General features: G+C 61.0%; 19 protein-coding genes. 6 read left to right on the top strand and 13 right to left on the bottom strand.

The window, feature by feature from the left end; all coding sequences use genetic code 11:
- Positions 1–155 precede the first annotated feature (155 nt).
- A complete protein-coding gene (locus D1820_RS07930; protein ID WP_102896478.1) occupies positions 156–1,814 on the top strand; it encodes an NAD+ synthase in 1,659 nt (552 codons plus the stop codon).
- A gap of 100 nt (positions 1,815–1,914) precedes the next feature.
- Here the strand turns inward: D1820_RS07930 and D1820_RS07925 are convergent, their stop codons facing one another.
- Complete coding sequence (locus D1820_RS07925) at positions 1,915–3,432, bottom strand: sensor domain-containing diguanylate cyclase (RefSeq protein ID WP_254683384.1); 1,518 nt, start codon at positions 3,430–3,432, stop codon at positions 1,915–1,917.
- 198 nt (positions 3,433–3,630) lie between these two features.
- Between D1820_RS07925 and gltX the strand changes: the two genes are divergently transcribed.
- Positions 3,631–4,956, top strand: coding sequence for a glutamate--tRNA ligase (gene gltX, locus D1820_RS07920; RefSeq protein ID WP_118068455.1), 1,326 nt, complete (start codon positions 3,631–3,633; stop codon positions 4,954–4,956).
- A 90-nt stretch (positions 4,957–5,046) separates the two neighbouring features.
- Here gltX and D1820_RS07915 read toward each other — a convergent pair whose 3' ends face one another.
- Positions 5,047–6,234, bottom strand: coding sequence for a DUF2254 domain-containing protein (locus D1820_RS07915; protein ID WP_118068454.1), 1,188 nt, complete (start codon positions 6,232–6,234; stop codon positions 5,047–5,049).
- Positions 6,231–6,818, bottom strand: coding sequence for a gamma-glutamylcyclotransferase family protein (locus tag D1820_RS07910; protein WP_118068453.1), 588 nt, complete (start codon positions 6,816–6,818; stop codon positions 6,231–6,233). Before D1820_RS07910 ends, D1820_RS07915 begins: the two co-directional genes overlap by 4 nt.
- Positions 6,819–7,037: 219 nt before the next feature.
- On the opposite strand from D1820_RS07910, the gene D1820_RS07905 reads away from it, so the two are divergent.
- Positions 7,038–7,502: an Rrf2 family transcriptional regulator gene (locus tag D1820_RS07905; RefSeq protein ID WP_096872156.1), complete on the top strand. Its 465-nt coding sequence runs from the start codon at positions 7,038–7,040 to the stop codon at positions 7,500–7,502.
- A gap of 89 nt (positions 7,503–7,591) precedes the next feature.
- On the opposite strand, the gene D1820_RS07900 is transcribed toward D1820_RS07905, so the two are convergent.
- Together D1820_RS07900 and D1820_RS07895 are read right to left on the bottom strand one after the other, a co-directional pair.
- Positions 7,592–10,117, bottom strand: a complete 2,526-nt coding sequence (locus D1820_RS07900; RefSeq protein WP_118068452.1) for an ABC transporter permease — start codon at positions 10,115–10,117, stop codon at positions 7,592–7,594.
- Positions 10,114–10,830, bottom strand: coding sequence for an ABC transporter ATP-binding protein (locus D1820_RS07895; protein WP_118068451.1), 717 nt, complete (start codon positions 10,828–10,830; stop codon positions 10,114–10,116). Before D1820_RS07895 ends, D1820_RS07900 begins: the two co-directional genes overlap by 4 nt.
- A 51-nt stretch (positions 10,831–10,881) precedes the next feature.
- On the opposite strand from D1820_RS07895, the gene D1820_RS07890 reads away from it, so the two are divergent.
- Complete coding sequence (locus tag D1820_RS07890) at positions 10,882–11,523, top strand: arylesterase (protein ID WP_118068450.1); 642 nt, start codon at positions 10,882–10,884, stop codon at positions 11,521–11,523.
- A gap of 131 nt (positions 11,524–11,654) precedes the next feature.
- Here the strand turns inward: D1820_RS07890 and D1820_RS07885 are convergent, their stop codons facing one another.
- Positions 11,655–11,861 carry a cold-shock protein gene (locus tag D1820_RS07885; RefSeq protein ID WP_014875536.1) on the bottom strand — a complete coding sequence of 69 codons (207 nt, stop codon included), beginning with the start codon at positions 11,859–11,861 and terminating at the stop codon, positions 11,655–11,657.
- Positions 11,862–12,157: 296 nt separating this feature from the next.
- Positions 12,158–12,709: a L,D-transpeptidase gene (locus D1820_RS07880; protein WP_024096283.1), complete on the bottom strand. Its 552-nt coding sequence runs from the start codon at positions 12,707–12,709 to the stop codon at positions 12,158–12,160.
- Between the two features lie 433 nt (positions 12,710–13,142).
- On the opposite strand from D1820_RS07880, the gene D1820_RS07875 reads away from it, so the two are divergent.
- Together D1820_RS07875 and trxC are read left to right on the top strand one after the other, a co-directional pair.
- Positions 13,143–14,384: a hypothetical protein gene (locus D1820_RS07875; RefSeq protein ID WP_118068449.1), complete on the top strand. Its 1,242-nt coding sequence runs from the start codon at positions 13,143–13,145 to the stop codon at positions 14,382–14,384.
- A 107-nt stretch (positions 14,385–14,491) separates the two neighbouring features.
- Positions 14,492–14,917 carry a thioredoxin TrxC gene (trxC, locus tag D1820_RS07870; protein ID WP_118068448.1) on the top strand — a complete coding sequence of 142 codons (426 nt, stop codon included), beginning with the start codon at positions 14,492–14,494 and terminating at the stop codon, positions 14,915–14,917.
- 48 nt (positions 14,918–14,965) lie between these two features.
- Here the strand turns inward: trxC and D1820_RS07865 are convergent, their stop codons facing one another.
- The 6 genes from D1820_RS07865 to ettA all read right to left on the bottom strand — a co-directional run bounded on the left by D1820_RS07865 (position 14,966) and on the right by ettA (position 18,896).
- Entirely contained in the window at positions 14,966–15,184 is a 219-nt protein-coding gene (locus tag D1820_RS07865; RefSeq protein ID WP_118068447.1) for a hypothetical protein, read from the bottom strand.
- A gap of 222 nt (positions 15,185–15,406) precedes the next feature.
- Positions 15,407–15,580, bottom strand: a complete 174-nt coding sequence (locus tag D1820_RS07860) for a hypothetical protein (protein ID WP_254683401.1) — start codon at positions 15,578–15,580, stop codon at positions 15,407–15,409.
- A 217-nt stretch (positions 15,581–15,797) separates the two neighbouring features.
- A complete protein-coding gene (locus D1820_RS07855) occupies positions 15,798–16,049 on the bottom strand; it encodes a hypothetical protein (RefSeq protein ID WP_024096287.1) in 252 nt (83 codons plus the stop codon).
- Positions 16,050–16,326: 277 nt separating this feature from the next.
- A complete protein-coding gene (locus D1820_RS07850; protein ID WP_118068445.1) occupies positions 16,327–16,746 on the bottom strand; it encodes a hypothetical protein in 420 nt (139 codons plus the stop codon).
- Positions 16,743–17,225, bottom strand: a complete 483-nt coding sequence (locus tag D1820_RS07845) for a hypothetical protein (protein WP_118068444.1) — start codon at positions 17,223–17,225, stop codon at positions 16,743–16,745. The genes D1820_RS07850 and D1820_RS07845 overlap by 4 nt, the downstream gene beginning before the upstream one ends.
- A gap of 3 nt (positions 17,226–17,228) precedes the next feature.
- Positions 17,229–18,896 (bottom strand): energy-dependent translational throttle protein EttA, encoded by a 1,668-nt coding sequence (gene ettA, locus D1820_RS07840; protein WP_118068443.1) that lies wholly within the window; start codon positions 18,894–18,896, stop codon positions 17,229–17,231.
- Between the last annotated feature and the right edge of the window lie 404 nt (positions 18,897–19,300).

Here is a 19,300-nt window from a genome sequence, read left to right as displayed (position 1 = left end):
CATAAGGAGAGCCGCAGTGCGGGCCTGTTGATCTGTTTGACAGGAAACTATGCCACAGCCGCCGCCGTCGCAATGTCTTTTGCCGCTGTGGTCTTTCCCTCGGGGCGCGATCTGTTTAATGGCAGAAGGCAGGATTATCGAAGGACGCAAGCAGGATGGCTGATCGTTTTCGCGTGACACTGGCCCAGTTGAACCCCACCGTCGGGGATCTGGCGGGCAATGCAAACAAGGCCCGCGAGGCCTGGGCCGCAGGCCGTGACGCCGGGGCGGATCTGGTCGCTTTGCCGGAAATGTTCATCACCGGCTACAACACGCAGGACCTGGTGCGAAAGCCGGTTTTCCATCAGGCCGCCATCGCCGAGGTTGAGCGGTTGGCCGCCGATTGCGCCGATGGGCCCGCTCTGGCCATCGGCAGCCCCTGGGTCGCGGATGGCAAATTGTTCAACGCCTATCTGATCCTGAAGGGGGGCAAGATCACCACGCAGGTGCTGAAGCACCATCTGCCCAATGCCACCGTGTTTGACGAGGTGCGGATCTTTGATGCCGGCCCTCTGGGGGGGCCATATGCGGTTGGCGACACCCGGATCGGCAGCCCGATTTGCGAGGATGGCTGGTATGAGGATGTGGCCGAGACCTTGGCCGAAACCGGCGCTGAGTTCTTGCTGATCCCCAATGGGTCGCCTTATTTTCGCAACAAGATGGATGTGCGGTTCAACCACATGGTGGCCCGCGCTGTCGAAACGGATTTGCCGGTGATCTACCTCAACATGGTGGGCGGGCAGGACGATCAGGTTTTTGATGGCGGCTCCTTTGTGCTGAATCCGGGCGGTGCGCTGGCGCTGCAGATGCCGGTCTTTGACGAGGCGATACAGCATCTCGATCTGGAACGCACCGCCGAGGGGTGGCGCGCGGTGGACGGCCCCAAGGCCTCGCTGCCGGATGAATGGGAGCAGGATTATCACGTCATGACGCTGTCGCTGCGCGACTACATGCGCAAGACCGGCTTCAAGAAGGTGCTGCTGGGTCTGTCCGGTGGGGTCGATTCCGCCATTGTGGCTACCATTGCGGTTGATGCGCTGGGGGCGGAGAATGTCCGCTGCGTGATGCTGCCGTCCGAATATACCTCGCAAGAGTCCCTCGACGATGCTGAGGCCGTGGCCAAGGCGCTGGGCGTGCATTACGATTACGTCCCGATTGCCGAGGGGCGCGCCGCCATCACCAATACGCTGGCGCCGCTGTTTGCCGGTCTGGACGCGGGGCTGACGGAGGAAAACATCCAGTCGCGCCTGCGGGGCCTTCTACTGATGGCAATGTCGAACAAATTTGGCGAGATGCTGCTGACCACCGGCAATAAATCCGAGGTCGCCGTGGGCTATGCGACGATCTATGGCGATATGGCGGGGGGCTATAACCCGATCAAGGATCTCTACAAGACCCGCGTGTTTGAGACCTGCCGCTGGCGCAACGCCAATCACCGCGACTGGATGATGGGGCCGGAGGGCGAGGTGATCCGCCCGAATGTGATCGACAAACCGCCCAGTGCCGAACTGCGCGACGATCAGAAGGACAGCGACAGCCTGCCGGATTACCCGGAACTGGATGCGCTGCTGGAAATCCTGGTGGACCGCGATGGGTCGATTGCCGATTGCGTCGCGGCAGGCTTCTCGCGGGAGAATGCCAAACGTGTGGAGCACCTGATTTATATCAGCGAATACAAACGGTTTCAGTCTGCGCCCGGTGCGCGTCTGACGCCGCGTGCGTTCTGGCTGGACCGGCGTTACCCCATCGTGAACCGCTGGCGCGACCCAAGCTGAGGCAAAGACGGCCTGAGGCCAGGGCGGCGGGGTGGAGCAGTCCCTGCACAGCTGCGCCTGCGGTTGCCCGCGGCACCTGTGCCGATGGTCGCCGCTGGTCTTACGGCCCTGAAAACGGCCCTTCCGCCGGGTTGGCCTTCTGGCAATCCACCACGCAGTTGCGACCTGCGTCCTTCGCGGCATAGAGCGCGCGATCCGCAGCATGCATCAGATCCTGTGGCAGCAGCCCATCTTCGGGGTAGCTGGCCACCCCGATGGAGATGGTGACCCGTGGCAGGGTGCCGGATCCATAGCGCAGGGTGATATCCTCGATTGCAGCGCGCAGCGCCTCGCCCACCTCCATGGTCTGTTCCTTATCGGTATCGGGCAGGAACACTGCAAATTCCTCACCCCCCATCCGGCAACAGACCTCTCCGTTGTGAAACAGCTCCTTCAGCGTGTCGCCAATGGCGCGCAGCACCATGTCGCCGGCATCGTGGCCATGGGTGTCATTGAACGTCTTGAACCGATCCGCATCAAAGCTGAGCACCCCCAGCTGGCTGGCGCGCCGGTCGGCCAAGGCCACCGCATTGCGCAGCTCTCCCAGGAAATAGCGCCGGTTATAGACGCCGGTCAGCGGATCTCGGGTGGATTGATCGTGCAATTCGTCGCGCAGCCGCACATTGGCCACCGCCAGCGAGATATGCTCACCGCAGCGCAGCGCCAGACGATGCAGCGCCACCTTGCGTTTGGCATCCTCTTCCGGCGCAAATTTCACGTGCAACAGACCCACGGTATTGCCATGGGCGACGACCGGGAAGCAGACGTAATCCTCATGCTCGCTGGTGCTGGGCTGCTCTTCCACATGGGCGCAGGCAAAGGCAATCTTGTCGGCGGAATAGAGATATTGCCGCCCCCGCCGCAGCGCCCAGCAGGCATCGGGGAAGATGTGGTCATGCGCCTCGCCGCCACCCCAGTGGCATTTGCCGTCCAGAACATCGCGTGAGTTGGAATAGATATACAGCTCCCCCCGGGATTGCGGAAACAGCTGCGCCATAAAGGCGCTGACAATGCGAAACAGCTCCTCCTGGGATTTGCAGGAGTGCAGCCATTCATCCAGTTGGGACAACAACTTGGCTTCCTCACGCCAGGATTGCTCTGCCGCGAGCGTCTTCAGGGCGGTCAGCTCGGCCTCTTCGGCGGCTTGTCGCGCCTGGGTCAGGTCACGCGCGCTGCGCTCAATCTGGGTAACATCGGTGTAGCAGGTGACAAACCCCCCGGTGGACAGCCGCCGCGTGTCAATTTGCAGCCGCCGCCCGGAGGGCATTCTACGGGTCGCTGAAAATCGCTGTTTGTCCGAGCTGAAATCCTGCTCCGCCTGTTTGGCGCTCTCTTCGGTCACATGGCCGAGTTTGACGGCGGTTGCGAAAAACGCCGCGCGGGAGTAGCCGGGAAAGATATCGCCGTTCTGTAGCTCCAGAAGGGTGAGGAGACGTTCGTTGAAAACCTGGCAATGCCCGTCCTCAGTCCAGACCATTACCCCCTGATCCAACTTGTTCAACACATCCATAAGCCGGGCATGGGACGGCTCGGGCAGGCTTTGCTCCTGCAATATCTCGCTCGGGATCACTTTGTTCACGGGAGACCCCATTTGCTTCGTACCAATATGACATGTTGTGCTGCGACAGGCTGACACAGGAAGTCTGAATCAAATCTAAGCCATCCCCCGGAAAAACGCCGAAACTTTGAAACGACTTTCGAGCAAGCTCAGCAGCTGTGGCGCAACTGGACAAAACGGCGTCCATGTGACATGGGGCAGGGCAACAGGAGACTTGTGATGACAACCACCCGATTTGCCCCGTCGCCGACCGGCTATATCCATGTTGGCAACCTGCGCACCGCGCTGATGAACTATCTGATTGCCCGCAAGGCCGGCGGCAGCTTCATCCTGCGTATCGACGACACCGATCCAGAGCGCTCAAAGGAAGAATACGTCGACGCGATCAAACAGGATCTCGAATGGCTGGGCCTCACCTGGGACCGGGTTGAGCGCCAGTCCGAGCGGCTGGAGCGCTATGTTGCTGCGGCGGACAAACTGCGCGAGATCGGCCGGTTTTATGAGGCCTTTGAGACGCCGGTTGAACTGGACCTTAAGCGCAAGAAACAGCTGAACATGGGCAAGCCGCCGGTTTATGACCGCGCGGCCTTGGCCCTGTCCGATGAGGAAAAGGCCGCCCTGCGCGCCGAGCGTGGCGATGGTGTCTGGCGGTTCAAGCTGAATCACCAGCGCATCGAATGGGCTGACGGTATTCTGGGCGATATCTCCATTGATGCGGCTTCGGTCTCCGATCCGGTGCTGATCCGTGGCGACGGTCAGTTCCTTTATACTCTCGCGTCGGTTGTCGATGACACCGAAATGGGCGTGACCCATGTGGTGCGCGGCTCGGACCATGTGACCAACACCGCGACCCAGATCCAGATCATCGAGGCGCTGGGCGGCACTGTGCCGTCATTCGCGCACCACTCGCTGCTGACCGGCCCACAGGGCGAGGCGCTGTCCAAGCGTCTCGGCACGCTGGCGCTGCGGGATCTGCGCGAGGCAGGCGTGCAGCCAATGGCGCTGCTGTCCTTGATGGCGCGGCTGGGGTCCTCCGATCCGGTTGAGATCCGCAGTGAGATGGCAGAGCTGATCGACGGCTTTGACATCAATCGCTTTGGCGCGGCGCCGACCAAATTCGATGTGGAGGATGTCTACCCGCTGACGGCACGCTACCTGCAGTCGCTGGCGCTGGCGGATGTGCAGACCCATGTGGACGCGCTGGGGGTTCCGGCCGAGAAACAGGCGGCGTTCTGGGATGTGGCCAGGGAAAACATCACCACGCTCAAGGATCTCGCCGGTTGGTGGGAGCTGTGCCGCGATGGCGCCGAGCCGCTGATCGCGGATGAGGACAAAGAGTTCATCGCAGAGGCGATGGCGCTGCTGCCCGAGGGGCCTTATGACAGCGAAAGCTGGGGCAAGTGGACCGCCGCTGTGAAAGAGGCCACCGGACGCAAGGGCAAAGGCCTGTTTATGCCGCTGCGCAAAGCCGTCACCGGCATGGAACGCGGACCCGATATGTCGGCCCTGCTGGCGCTGATGGAGACGGTGCGCGCTCGCCGCTGAACGCAGCCAATATTGTTTTGAAAAGGCGGCTCCGGGTGGGCCGCCTTTTTCGTTTGGGCCGGGAGCGTCAGCTCTCAAATGTGTCAGGTCTCAGCGATCAGAGCGCTGCGCCCGCATCTTTGTGGCGGCTTCGGCCATGGCCGGGTTGGGATGGTGCCCCAGCGCCGTGAGGGCTTTGTCCATCCAGTCAATCACCGCCGGGTCATCCCCTCCGGCGTGGGCAATGGGCGGGAAGGCGCAGGACAGAAGATGCCGGGCGGATATGGCAGGCATGAGTACCCGATCAAAGGATGGATCCTGCCCGGTCTGCGCGTCCTCATCCGGGGTATTCTCCCACAGCAGCCGTTCCAATCGCCCCATGACCTCCAGCGCGGTGCCGGGGTCATTAACCCCGGGGGAGAGCGCCCGTTGGGCGGTTTCCGCAAGCAAGGTCAGCCCAAATGAGGGATCCTGATCAAAACTGCGCACATCGCCGATTTCAATGCAGCGGCTGGCGGCCTTGCACAGGTCCTCATCCCCGGATTTCGCATAGGCCACAGGTCGCCCGCGCAGCACAAATTCTCCCGGCGTGCGGTGGATCGAGATCTGGGTGTCGGCCTCTTCTGCCAATGTCTGCAGCTGCGCCACATCCACAAACCGCACAAACCCCGACGCCTGCGCCGGGATCGCTGTGCCGTCTGCCTGAAACCGGGTGTCATCCTCGGCGCGCTGCGCGTCCAGACAGGGGGCATCGGCGCGCTGGCGCAGGCTGGTGCGGCTGCGCTCCTCAATCAGGCGCAGGGTATGATCCATGCTGCCAAGCCCCGACAGGTGATCAATCCAGCGCAAAATCGCCCCGACAATCAACGCCACAACCCCGACAGTGAGTGCAAAGACCACAATGGCGGCATCCTCGCTGTAGAACCCGGCCCGAAACAGGATCACTGCGCTCAGGCTGAACACAAACCCGCCGACAAAGGTGGCCAGAACGCTCTGGGTGATCGTGTCCTCCAGCAGCAGGCGATAAACCCGCGGGGTCGCAGTGGCGGCGGCGGTGCGATAGGCGGAGACCATGACATTCAGCGAAAATGTGGTCACGGCCAACATGCCGGAGGCGAGGATATTCAGCACCGGTAGTGCGGCCTCGCGTCCGAACCGCTCGCCCAGATCCTCGGGGATAAACGGGGTGAGCCAAGGCGCGATGGCCAGCGCCAGCAGGGAACAGGCCGAGATCAGCACCACGCGGAACCACAGCTGCCGGGTGATCCGCTGAATGTAGAGAAGCGTGCGTGAGATCACTGATCCGCCTCGATCAGTTGTGTACCCAGGGCATCCAGATGATGGTCCACCAGATCACGTTCTTCCGTGGTCAGCACCTGTGCCCGGGGATAGCGGGGCGCGGCGCGGTCATTCAGGATTGGCGCGTCCCAGCCATCGGTCGTGCGGATGAAATCGGCAACGCCTTCGGTGCCAAAGACATCGAGATAGCCTTGGATCACCACATCAAGATAGCTCAGCAGGATCGGATGGCGCAGGCTGGCTGTGCGCTGACTGTCGGCGGGGATCGCATAGACGGCGACCTCAGTCTCCGGCGCCAGATCATGCTGCACCGCGTCCCGCGCCGCCAGCCGATCATAGCCGAACTCGCGGTCATCCAGGGCGGCCCAATCCGCGCCGGGGACTTCGGCGACCAGCCCGTCGATGCGGCTATCGGCGCAGGGCACCGCAGAGAGATAGGCCACCGGGCGCAGATCGGTCTGCACCCAGGCCCGCCGCCAGCCGCTGAGCCGGGCCGGACGGGCCTGCCCATAGGCATGGGTGCGCGTGTTCACCAGGCTACCGTAGCCAAAGAAATAGGGGGCTGGGGGAAGGGGGGCGGGCATTCGGATCTCCTGTCAGCAATGTCTCAATCGGCAATATCTGCGCCGTGTGTCGGATCGGGGCAAGGCGGCTGGCCTTTGCCCTGACGGCGGTGTCGGCGGCGATGCATCCCTGCGACGGCAAACATCCGCACAGAGCTATTGCAGCTTTGATACATGTCAAAGTGGCCTTTGCGCAGCCATGTCATGATCCGGCGATCAAGGCACCTTGGAGGGGCGATCATGCGGATCACAAAACGGACAAATATTGCAGTGCGGCTGTTGATGTACTGTGCGGCCCATGCGGACCGCCTGGTCACCAAATCGGAAATTGCGGCGCGCTGCAATATCTCCGAGAACCATTTGGCACAGGTGATCAACCAATTGGCGCAATTGGGATATCTGCATACCCAACGGGGCCGCAATGGCGGCATGTCACTGGGCAAGCCTGCGGTAGAAATTGGCATTGGCGATGTGTTCCGCGATGTCGAGGGCACGGTGCCGATGGTTGAGTGTTTTGCCGATGCCGACAATACCTGCCCGCTGGTGTCGGCCTGCCGGTTGCGCCTTGCCTTGTCGGAGGCCGCGCAGGCCTTCTACCAGTCGTTGGATGGCATCACGCTGGAGGCGCTGATCTGTGACAATGACGACCTGTTTGCGCTGTTTCAGCCGCCGGTCGCCGCCAGCTGCGCGCGCTATGTGAATTAGGTCGGCCCAGCAGTGCTGGAAAAGACACCAGCCTGTCGCAGCTGGTGTCAGAAGTGTTTACCTTCTCCGCGCCAAAGCGGTGTGCGGGTCTAGTCGCGTGCCCGCAGGATCCGTGCAGGGCGCACCTGAAGCGGCCCCCAGGCAAAGGCAAGCCCGGCCAGCAGCGTGGTCAGGATGCCACCGCTGATGATCGCCAGCGCGTTGCCCCAGATCACCTGATAGTCGCTCTCAAACACATAGGTGTTGATCGCCCAGGCACCGCTCATCCCCGCAATCAGCGCCACCAATCCGGCGCCTGCTCCCAGAAACACCGACCTGAGGGCGAAGCTGATCAGAATGCGGCGTCTGGAGGCGCCCAGTGTCTTCAGCACAGCGGCCTCATAGCGGCGGGCCGGTTCCCCGGCCGCGGCGGTGCCGATCAGAACCATGAACCCGGTAAGCAAGGTGGCTGCCGCGCCATAAGCGGTGGCGGAGGCCAGCTGCCGCAGGATGTCTGACACGCGGTCCAGCGCATCCCGCACCCGGACGGCGGTAATATTCGGCATTGCCTTGGCCAGATCCCTCAGGATCTGCGCCTCGGCCTCCTGCTCGGCATAGACCGTGGCGATATAGCTGTGCGGCGCTCCTGCCAGGGCGCTTTCGTTTAGCACCATGACAAACCCCATGCCAGCGGTGGAGAAATCCACCTCGCGCAGGCTGGTGATTGTCGCAGTGATGTCGCGGCCCAGCACGTTGATCGTCAGCGTGTCTCCCAGATTCAGCCCCAGTTCCTCGGCCTCCTCGCGGGCAAAGCTGACCTGTGGCGGACCGGTGTAGTCCTCAGGCCACCATGCGCCAGCCACGATCTGCGTTGTTTCGGGCTGTTTCGCGGCATAGGTGATGCCGCGATCGCCGCGCACCACCCAGTGGTCGCCGGCCACCTCGGTCGCGGGCTGATCGTTGATGGTGGTGAGCACCCCGCGCAGCATCGGCGCGTTCTGCACTCGCTCCACAGCTGGATCGCCCTCAACGCGGGTGAGGAAGTCCGGCATTTGGTCCCGCTGGATATCAACAAAGAAGTAGGAGGGGGCCACATCGGGCAGGTTGCCCTCAATCGCGCGGCGCATATTGCCATCGACCTGACCGATGGCCGCCAGCACCGTCAGGCCAAGCCCCAGCGCCAGCACCGTTGGCACGGCGCCATCGCGGGAGGTCCCGATGGCGGAGAGCGCCCATCGCAGCGCCGGGTTGCCACGGGCCAAGGGGGCTGAGCGGCGCGCGATCCAGCCCAGCACCAGCGCGGCCAGCAGCAGCACCGCCAGCGCGCCAATCAGACCGCCCGCAGTCCAGAGCGTCAGCTCAACCGCGCCGCTGAACAGGGCCGCCGCGCCGATCAGTACAGCGACGGCAACGACGGTGGCCAGAATATAGCGCGGCGCAGGCCAGCGGCTGCGGCTGTCCAGCGCGTCGCGAAACAGCGCCGCCGCCCGGATCCGTTCCGCCCTGGCCAGCGGCCAGAGCGCAAAAACAAAGGCCGTCAGCAAACCATAAAGGGCTGCCTCGCTGAGGGCGGGAACCGAGATGCCAAAGACCGCAGGAAACGGCAGCTGCGCCGCGATCAGCGGTCCCAGCAGCACCGGAGCCAGCCCGCCGATCAGAAGGCCAATCGCGATACCCAACAGCGCCAGCGCACCGATTTGCAGAAAATACGTCAGGAAGATCGTTCGGCGGTCGGCACCAAGGGTGCGTAGCGTGGCGATGGTTGCCGTTTTGCCCGCCAGATAGGCGCGTACCGCGGCGGAGACGCCAATCCCGCCGACTGCCAGCCCGGAGAGGCCAACCAGCACCAGAAACCCGGCCAGCCGCTCGACAAAGGTGGCAATGCCCGGCGCACCGTTGCGGGCATCGGTCCAGCGCATGCCGCTGTTGTCATACTCTGCCTCGGCACGGATTTTCAGCTGCTCCAGATCGGTATCCGGGGGCAGGGTCAGCCGGTATTTGCTGGAAAACAACGTGCCGGGCTGCAAGAGGCCGGATTGCGCCAGGTCCTCGGTGCGCACAAGCGTTCGCGGCCCAAGGGTGAAGCCTGCGCTGGCCGCATCAGGTTCGGTCTCCAATAGCGCCGTCAGAGCAAATCGCTGGCTTCCTAGGGTGAATTCATCGCCAACCGACAGGCCGAGCCGATCCGCCAGAACCCGCTGCATCAGACCGCCGGGTAAACCCCCTGTTCCTGCCAGTGCTGCCTCCAGCGGCATGTCGGGGGAGAGGGTCACCGTGCCCACCAGCGGATAGGCGTCATCCACGGCCTTCACCTGCGTCAGCGCGCGTTCGTCGCCCACCGTCGCCATGGACCGGAAATCAATTATTTCAGACCGGGCGAGGGCGCGGGCCTCCATCCAGGCCTGTTCCTCAGCGGTGGCGCGCCGATAGGTAAAGCCCAGCTCGGCGTCTCCGCCCAGCAGCACTGCGCCTTCCTCGCTCAGCCCGGTCTGGATCGCCGAGCGCAGGGAGCCGATCCCGGCAATCACCGCAACCCCCAGCGCCAGACAGATCAGGAAAACACGAAATCCAGACAGACCACCGCGCAGCTCGCGCTTGGCAAACCGCGTGGCCAGCGACAGGGAAGAGGGGCTCATTCAGCGGCCTCACGCGCGGCGCCCTGATCCAGTCGCCCGTCGCGCAGCCGGATCACCCGGTCGCAGCGCGCCGCCAGTTCCGGCGCATGGGTCACCATGATCAGCGTCGCCCCATAGCGGTCGCGCAGGTCAAACAGCAGGTCCATGATCGCATCGCCATTGGTCGCATCCAGATTGCCGGTCGGCTCATCCGCCAGCAGGATGCGGGGGCGGGTGACCAGAGCGCGGGCCAGCGCCACGCGCTGCTGTTCGCCTCCGGACATCTGCGCCGGGAAATGGCCCGCGCGATGGCCCAGTCCGACCGCCTCCAGTTCAGCTTGCGCGCGATCAAAGGCATCCTTGTGACCCGCAAGCTCCAGCGGTGTGGCCACATTTTCCAGCGCGGTCATGGTCGGGATCAGGTGAAAGCTCTGAAAAACGACGCCCATATTGTCACGGCGAAAGCGCGCCAGCGCATCCTCATCCATCGCCGTCAGATCCTGTCCCAGCGCTGAGACGGTGCCGCCGGTGGCCTGCTCCAGCCCCCCCATCACCATCAGGAGAGAGGATTTGCCAGAGCCGGAGGGGCCGATCAGGCCCAGGGTTTCTCCGCTCTCCACCGCCAATGAGATATCATGTAGAATTTCGACAGGTCCGGTATTGCCAACCAGTGACAAAGACGCATGTTGGAGGTTCAGAATGGGATCGGATGAGGGGATCGTGCTGGACTGCATGTGATATCGCGCCTGTTTTGGGACCACTCTGGATATGGAGCCTTTGTAGCAATGCGCAAGATGATAGCAGGACTGATTTTTATGTTAACTGCGGCAATTGCGCAGGCAGAGCCGGTGCGTGTTGCAGCACTGGGAGACAGTCTGGTGCAGGGCTATGGCCTGCCGCAGGGGCAGGGCTGGGTGCCGCAGCTGCAACGCTGGCTGGGGGAAAAAGGGGCCGAGGTGCGGCTGATCAATGCCGGGGTTTCTGGTGATACCACCGCAGGCGGTGCCGCCCGGATTGACTGGACGCTGGCGGACGGACCGGATGCGCTGATCGTGGCCCTTGGGGGCAATGATCTGCTGCGCGGCCTTGCGCCATCCGAAAGCCGTGCCAATCTCACCCGCATTCTGGAGGTCGCAGAGGCCAATGCGGTGCCGGTGCTGCTGGTTGGCATACAGGCACCGGGCAATTACGGCGCGGATTTCAAGGCTGAGTTCGACGCGATCTTTCCCGATCTCGCGCGGGACTATGACACGTTGCTTCACGCAGACAGCCTCGCCGGTATCCGGGCCGCAACCGGGGATGATATTCAGGCTGCTGCGCAATATCTGCAGGAGGACGGGATTCACCCCAATGCCGAAGGCGTGGCGTTGAATGTGGCCGCCATCGGTCCGAAGGTGCTGGTACTGGTCGAGTTGGCAAAGCAGTAGGCGTCTCGCCAGGCGGGTTTGATCCGGTGGTTTCAGCTCTCAAAATCTGTTCAGCCCGGAAAACCAACCCCACAACAAAAGACGGCCCCGATGAAGGGGCCGACAGCTGATCTTATTGTCGTTCTGGCCGCTCAGGCCAGTTCGATATTCACCGCAGACTCGCGGCCATCACGGCCCGGTTGCAGCTCATAGGTGACTTTCTGATTGTCGGCGAGGCCGGTCAGCCCGGACCGCTCTACCGCAGAAATATGTACAAATACATCGCTGCCACCCGCATCGGGTGCGATGAAACCGTAGCCTTTGGTGGTGTTGAACCATTTGACGGTGCCTGTGGCCATCGTCTTCTTCTCCCAGTCTTTACTCAAATCCCTGTCCGCGACATGCGACAGCCCGGCAATGTCATTGCGTATTCATGACCGAGCCTCCTAGGACAGCGATGAGTTCTGCGTAACCTTGCGGTAACGATCTTGTCGCCAAAGGTCTTTCGGCGCAAGTGTTATAGCGGGGGGTGCCTGTCAGTTGGGCAGCGCAGGGGCCACGACGGCGCGCTGATCGGCAAAGCTCAGCACGCAGGCAGGCAAGCTGGCGCCGAAGCGACGCCAGATCACGCATTGTCGCTCTGGTCTGATGTTGGTCAGAGCACCGTCACCACGGTTCCCAATGGCACCCGCTCATAGAGGTCGACAATATGCTCATTCGTCATGCGAATGCAGCCATTGGAGACGGAATGTCCAATGGTCTGCGGCTGATTGGTGCCATGAATGCGGAAATATGTGTCGATGCCGTTCTGAAACAGGTAAAGCGCGCGCGCGCCCAGCGGGTTATCGGTGCCACCGGGCTGGATGTATTTATTATCGACAAAGCGGGCATAGCTGCGTGGATCTCGTTCGATCATCTCGGGCGTGGGGCGCCAGGTCGGCCATTCTTTCTTGGCCTGAATAACGGCGGTGCCGGTGAATTCGAGACCCGCGCGACCAACCCCAACCCCATAACGGCGCGCCCGTCGCGGCTCCGTCACATAATAAAGGTAATAGGATCGCGGCAGCACAAGGATCTGCCCGGGGGCGAATTGCTTCTTGATGCGGACCTCTTGCGGGGTCGGATCAAAGACCGTTTCGGCTGACCCGATCTGGGGCCAGAGCGAGGCTGCGGCGGAGCTGGCCAGAAAGGCGCGGCGTGACAACATGCGGGGCTCTTTCAGTTTTGGAACAGATGCAGCCAGTCTGCGGGGTGGGGACAATCCGGTCAATAGGTGCCCCGGTGCGGGTCGATTGCACCATGGCCTGCGCGACGTCGGTGCAACAGCTGCCCGCAGTCAGGCCGTTGTCCCCGTGGCAGATCAGGCTTCGTCAGATCACGAAGCTGTGATACCCTGTGATCGGATCGCGTTTCTGATCCACCGCCAGTTTCGGCGGATTTCAGTGATTGGCGACAGTATTTCCGGCGCGGCTGCGGGGGCAGTTCCACCGGCTTGGTCGCACGGGGGTATGCGTTATTTCTAACGGTTTGGTGTTGGGCCTGTTTTGCCTGCAACCGGACTGACCCTGTCTGAAATCGGCCGGGTGTTGTGCGCAGCACGGCTGGCGGTCTGTCGGGGGTCATATACTGGAGTAACGATTGTGACTGTTTCATTTGGGGGGCGCGCGGTCTTGGCCGCGCTGACGATGGCTGTGGGCATGACCGCAGCCCACACGAGTAAGGCGCAGGAGGGGGGTGGTTTTCTCGCAACCTCGCTGCGCTATTCAGAACGGATGCTGGACCGGCAGGAGGATGTGACCAACAAGGTCGCGATTGCCCTGCGCGCACGGCAGTCCGGACAGCTGGGCATCAACAAGATCACCTTTGGCGGGCGCTTTCTGGGCACGGTGATCTATGAGAACACCAATACGCCCGGCAAATTTCCGATCCTGTCGCGCCTGCCGCCGACCCATACCAGCGGCACCTCTGATACCTATGGCGTGATCAATGATATTTCGCTCACCGCCACCGTGACCACGTCGGTGCTGACGGCCTTTGTGCAGGGAGAATATACCGAGGTCGAATACCCCGGTCAGAATGATATCCAGCTGCGCAAAGCCTGGCTGGCCATCGGCAATTTGGACCGCTCACCTTTCTACGTGGCGGTGGGGCGCAAGACCGTGAACTTCGGTAATTTTGCCAGCTACGCGCCCTTCACCCACACCCATAGCAGCCACTACTTCTGGGCTCAGACCAAGGATCCGCTGATTGAGATCGGCTATATCACCGACCGGACCGAGCTGTCCCTGTCGATCATCCGCAACCATCGCGGCAACCGGGTGGTCAGCAGTCCGAAGAACGATGATCACTACACCAACTACGCGCTGAACGCGGCCCATCGCATCCCGCTGGCCAACGGGCTGGGGCTGAAACTTGGCGCGGGCTTCCTGCGGGGCACCATCTACGACAGCACCATCGCCCATCATCCGCCCGGCAGCGGCATTGATCGCGGCTGGAACGGCGCCTGGGATGTCCACGCTACCCTCAGCGGGGAGCGGTTTGACGTCATGGCAGAATTCACCCAGACCACCGACCGCTGGCCCGCCACCGACCACAAGGTCAGCGCGCTGACGCTGCAGGGGCGCTACCGGAGTGAGTTTCTGGGGCGCCCTGCGGTTTATTCGCTGTCGGCCAGTCACGGGCGGCAGGGGGCATCGGGGACCGAATGGGAATCGATGTCGCAGGTCATTCTGGGGATGGAGGTAGCGGTGGCTCCCAATGTCACATTGGGCGCTGAGTATCTGTTCAACGATGGGTTTGTGCCGCTGATCCTGCCCCGGCGCACCGGCGACGCCAGCGTGCGGTCCCATAGCGTCATTCTGGGGGCAAAGCTGACCTTCTAGGCGCAGGCCGCAGGGGCGCGCGTCGGCAGGGCCTTGTCCCGCGCGCAGTCTCCCGTATATCGGGAAGGAGGTCGCACCAGCGGCCTTCTGCAAGGAGTGATCGCGACATGGGCGCCAAAACCCTGACCTGCCTCAGCTGTGCGCAGCTGAACCGCGTGCCGGAGGACCGTCTGGCCGCGGGTCCCAAATGCGGCACCTGTGGTGCGGCGCTGATCCCGGCGGGGCCGGTAGATGTCGATCCGGCAACCCTGCAAAAGGCTGCGGCACAGGATGATCTGCCGCTGGTGGTGGATTTCTGGGCGCCTTGGTGTGGCCCCTGCAAGATGATGGCGCCGGATTTTGCCGAGGCGGCAAAATCGCTGAAGGGGCAGGTGCGGCTGGTCAAGCTGAACACCCAGACCCATCAGTCCACTGGCGCGCGCTATCGTATCAAGGGGATCCCGACATTGGTGCGCTTTGCCCGTGGCAAGGAGCAGAAACGACAAGCCGGTGCCATGCGGGCAGGGCAGATCGTCAGCTGGGCCAAGGGGTAGAGGTAACGGGTGTCACGGTCCGGGCAGATGCCTGTCAAGGGCGCCGCTTCAGGCAGTGCGCTGCAGCTCATCCCGCTGCGGCTGCGCCATTGGGCGTAATCCGGGCGGCAGATGGCTCATGACCAGAATCGTCAAAATCGCACTTGTTGTCCCGACAGTTGGATAGAGCATCACACTATACCAGAGGGGCATCGCATAGAGGGCGTAGGCCGCCACAGCAGAGAAAATCCCTGCAAAAGTGCCCACAATGATCCCGATCCACGCCATGGTCCTACCCTTTGGGTTGAGTTGCAATTAATCTACAATTTTTTAAGCGGATCGCAACGCTTTGATATCCACAAGAATAGTTCAAATTTTCTATAGATCTGGTTAACGTCTGGGCTGGTCACCGCCTCGCCCGTCACAGTTGTTCCGTTAGGGTGTTGTTTTGAAAGAGGAATTAGGTGATCATTTTGGTTGGGTATAAGCTGATAGCCATCCTGAAATTGACTAATCCTGCGAATTTTGCGCCGTCATCTTGCGCGAAAACCCGCCGCTTTTGATCATCAGGCACAGAGTGAGCCCCAGTCCAAGCAGCCCGCCGAGGCCGGAGTAGAGCAGAAACAGGCCCCAGATCGGAAGGTCATAGGCCACATGGCCCAGCACGGTGATCAACATCGTCACCCCAGCACTCGTTAACATCGCCAGCCAAGCCATCGCACCCTCACATCAATTGAGGTAAATCAGACCTAAAGTAGGCCGTGCAATCAATACGCCTTACGGTCAGGCGGCGAGTATAGTGGCATGTGTTGCAGCTTATTCGCGATTTATGGCAGGAACAGCACAGGTGCGCGCGTATAGCGCGCAAAATCGCGTTGTGTGCGGGGTTTTTGCAAAAAGATCAGGCGCGTGCGGGTTTCCCGGCAAACTCCGGATGGGCGGCCTGCGCCAAATCGTCCAGCGCCTCCTGCCCAAACGACTCGCGCGCGGTTTTCTGCATCCAGAGCAACAGGATCGCCAGCATTGCCGAGGGGACTCCGAACAGCGGATACAGCAGCAAGCTCATCCCGAAGGAGAGACCGATCAGCGTATAGCCCAGAATAGCGGCATTCAGCCCGCCGATGACGCCTACCAGAATACCAATCCCTGCCATGCTCCGCCCTTTCTCTGGCCCTATCCCCTAGCGGTTCTCGCCGGGGGCATCGTGAGAATATGGTTAAAGACTAGCGATGATTTTGTTCAAATTATGCCGATGCCATGTCGGTGCTTGGAAAGGGTTTGGAGGGACGGCATCTGGGACGTGGCGCGCAGTACCACGACTCGCGCCTAACCTTCCCCACGTGCCAGAGGCACGCATTCAGTATGACGAAGGCGCATGCGCACCTCCCCAAAGGTCAGGCGGGGGGCTGTAGTGTTCCCCGGATCGAGAGTTAAATTGGCTTTACATAGTCGCCAATAGTAGCATTCAACTCAGCAAGTTTCTTATTTGGCTCTTCGACGATTTCTTCTTCACGCATGCCGTAGGTTATACCTGCCAACGCGTTCAACGTTCCCAAAGCACCGCTTGGCTTGCGATAAATCCGCCTTCCACTACTAACCTCTAGTTTGGTTATTGAACGTAGTGTCGACATGTTCGCTTGGGCATGGGTAACAACTGTGCGCCCTCTGACTGTTTCCAAACGCCCCAAGCTCTCGTTTGTTTCTGGATCAAATATTTCATCACCAACAGCGAAGACCATGAAGTGATCGCCGTTTTTCAGCCCGTGTGTCGTACCTCGATTAACTACAACCTCGTAGTCGTCTACAATCTGGACAACGCGAGCGAGATGTGAGTACTCATCGTCAATCATTGTTGGTTTATCCCCGGCTTCACTGCAATCTTTTCTTTGATATCGGAAATTTTTGGTAGCTCACCCTCAAATGCTTCCGGAATACGGCAAGCAATCTGAACAAAGCTATTCTGTTGAACGAGAATAACTTCACCAACTGCGATCAATCTTTCAACATCATCTTCGACTTTGAACAGCGCAACAGCGGTTTGGTTGCTTAGCCAAGAGCATGGGTCGATAAGTAGTACACTTTGCGATGCGTCCTCACTTAGCACCTTCCTAACTCTGGGAAGGGGAAAGTTCTGCCTGTGAGGGCGATGAGCAAGACAGTACAAAAGAAATAGAATAACAACCAGATATATTGAATGTGTCACTGTCAAAGCCTTGTTCTGGGCGAACCATCGTTCGCCCAGGTATAAGGCTGCAAATGATACAGCGCCGAAGATCACACTGAGACATACAGCGAAGGCGCCAAAGTAGCTCCAAGCGGCTTTTCCCAAGCGCTATCTCACAAACTTCTTGTGCTTCAACCGCTTGGGCTCCAGCGCGTCGGGGCCGAGACGGCGTTTCTTGTCTTCTTCGTAGTCCTCGAAGTTGCCCTCGAACCACTCCACATGGGCGTCACCCTCAAACGCCAGAATATGCGTACAGATCCGGTCGAGGAAGAAACGGTCGTGCGAGATTACCACGGCGCAGCCGGCGAAATCCACCAGCGCGTCTTCCAGCGCCCGCAGGGTTTCCACGTCCAGATCGTTGGTCGGTTCGTCGAGCAGGAGAACGTTGCCGCCCTCTTTCAGCAGGCGCGCCATGTGAACGCGGTTGCGCTCACCACCGGACAGGAGGCTCAATTTTTTCTGCTGATCGCCGCCCTTGAAGTTGAACGACGAGCAATAGGCGCGGGAATTGACCTGCGCATCACCCAGTTCGATGATTTCAGCGCCGCCGGAGATCGCTTCCCAGACGGTTTCATTGTCATCCAGATCATCGCGCGACTGATCCACATAGGAGAGCTTCACGGTGTCGCCATAGCTGACATTGCCCTCATCGGGCTGTTCCTGGCCGGTCAGCATGCGGAACAGGGTTGATTTACCCGCGCCGTTGGGGCCGATCACGCCGACGATGCCGCCGGGGGGCAGGTCAAAGGACAGCCCCTCAACCAGCTGTTTGTCGCCGTAGTGTTTGGAAATGCCGTCAACCTCGATCACCTTGGAGCCAAGACGCGGGCCATTGGGGATGACAATCTGGGCGCGGGTCAGCTTCTCACGCTCGGACTGGCTGGCCAGATCGTTATAGGCGTTGATCCGGGCCTTGGACTTGGCCTGACGGGCCTTCGCGCCCTGACGCATCCACTCCAATTCGCGTTCCAGCGTTTTCTGCTTGGATTTGTCTTCGCGCGCTTCCTGCTCCAGACGTTTGGCCTTTTGTTCCAGCCAGGCAGAGTAGTTGCCCTCATAAGGAATGCCCTTGCCGCGATCCAATTCAAGGATCCAGCTGGTGATATCATCAAGGAAATAGCGGTCGTGGGTGACGCAGAGGATGGTGCCCTTGTAGTCGATCAGGTGCTGTTGCAGCCAGGCGATGGTTTCCGCATCAAGGTGGTTGGTCGGTTCGTCAAGCAGCAGCATTTCCGGGGCTTCGAGCAAGAGCTTGCACAGCGCCACGCGGCGACGCTCACCGCCCGAGAGATTGGCGATCTCCGCATCATCCGGCGGACAACGCAGCGCCTCCATCGAGATGTCGATCTGGCTGTCCAGATCCCAGAGGTTTTCCGCATCAATGCTGTCTTGCAGCGCGGTCATCTCTTCCATCAGCTCATCGGTGTAGTTCTCGGCCATCTCGACCGCGATCTGATTGAAACGGTCGACCTTGTCTTTCTTGGCTTTGACACCCAGCATGACGTTTTCACGCACGGTGAGGCTCTCGTCCAGCTTCGGCTCCTGCGGCAGATAGCCAACCTTGGCGCCCTCAGCCGCCCAGGCCTCACCGGTGAAATCGGTATCCAGACCGGCCATGATTTTCATCAGCGTCGATTTACCGGCGCCGTTGACGCCGACCACACCGATTTTCACACCGGGGAGAAAGGACAGGTGAATGTTTTCAAAGCATTTCTTGCCACCCGGGTAGGTCTTGGAGACACCCTGCATGTGGTAGACGTATTGATAGGCGGCCATGTGACTGCTCCGTGATGGGGGAATTTCGCTGGCTGGTGTGATAACGGATGGGGCGGGCCGGGGCAATGCGGGATGCAGGCGGCGGCTCTTGCAGTTTCTATCGGTGCGGGACGCCCCGCAGCACGCCCGCTCCCGGCCTGCCGTGTGGGACGTCCTGTCAGGCCTGTTGTCGCCGGGGCTTTGCCCCGGACCCCAGAGTACTTGCTGGAAAGATGACAGGTGATTTACTGTCTCACCTTTCTTCAAATACTCCGGGGTGAGGCCATAAGGCCGAGGGGCAGCGCCCCTGTCTGTCTGGGCTGCAGGGCTACTCCGTGAAACAGGAAGAGAACTGGTTTAAGGCTACGTGCCTATGTCGTCGATGCGCGCCCCGCAGATTTCCAGGCTGGACTGCCACGAGGTTT

It is taken from the genome of Phaeobacter sp. LSS9 (assembly GCF_003443595.1).
Classification (GTDB): Bacteria; Pseudomonadota; Alphaproteobacteria; order Rhodobacterales; family Rhodobacteraceae; genus Phaeobacter; species Phaeobacter piscinae.
This window is presented reverse-complemented; position numbering and strand designations above follow the sequence as displayed.

Coding starts and splice junctions, on each gene's coding strand:
- D1820_RS07930 (WP_102896478.1), top strand. CDS start 156: ATGGCTGATCGTTTTCGCGTGACACTGGCCCAGTTGAACCCCACCGTC.
- gltX (WP_118068455.1), top strand. CDS start 3,631: ATGACAACCACCCGATTTGCCCCGTCGCCGACCGGCTATATCCATGTT.
- D1820_RS07910 (WP_118068453.1), bottom strand. CDS start 6,818: ATGCCCGCCCCCCTTCCCCCAGCCCCCTATTTCTTTGGCTACGGTAGC.
- D1820_RS07905 (WP_096872156.1), top strand. CDS start 7,038: ATGCGGATCACAAAACGGACAAATATTGCAGTGCGGCTGTTGATGTAC.
- D1820_RS07900 (WP_118068452.1), bottom strand. CDS start 10,117: ATGAGCCCCTCTTCCCTGTCGCTGGCCACGCGGTTTGCCAAGCGCGAG.
- D1820_RS07895 (WP_118068451.1), bottom strand. CDS start 10,830: ATGCAGTCCAGCACGATCCCCTCATCCGATCCCATTCTGAACCTCCAA.
- D1820_RS07890 (WP_118068450.1), top strand. CDS start 10,882: ATGCGCAAGATGATAGCAGGACTGATTTTTATGTTAACTGCGGCAATT.
- D1820_RS07885 (WP_014875536.1), bottom strand. CDS start 11,861: ATGGCCACAGGCACCGTCAAATGGTTCAACACCACCAAAGGCTACGGT.
- D1820_RS07880 (WP_024096283.1), bottom strand. CDS start 12,709: ATGTTGTCACGCCGCGCCTTTCTGGCCAGCTCCGCCGCAGCCTCGCTC.
- trxC (WP_118068448.1), top strand. CDS start 14,492: ATGGGCGCCAAAACCCTGACCTGCCTCAGCTGTGCGCAGCTGAACCGC.
- D1820_RS07865 (WP_118068447.1), bottom strand. CDS start 15,184: ATGGCGTGGATCGGGATCATTGTGGGCACTTTTGCAGGGATTTTCTCT.
- D1820_RS07855 (WP_024096287.1), bottom strand. CDS start 16,049: ATGGCAGGGATTGGTATTCTGGTAGGCGTCATCGGCGGGCTGAATGCC.
- D1820_RS07850 (WP_118068445.1), bottom strand. CDS start 16,746: ATGATTGACGATGAGTACTCACATCTCGCTCGCGTTGTCCAGATTGTA.
- ettA (WP_118068443.1), bottom strand. CDS start 18,896: ATGGCCGCCTATCAATACGTCTACCACATGCAGGGTGTCTCCAAGACC.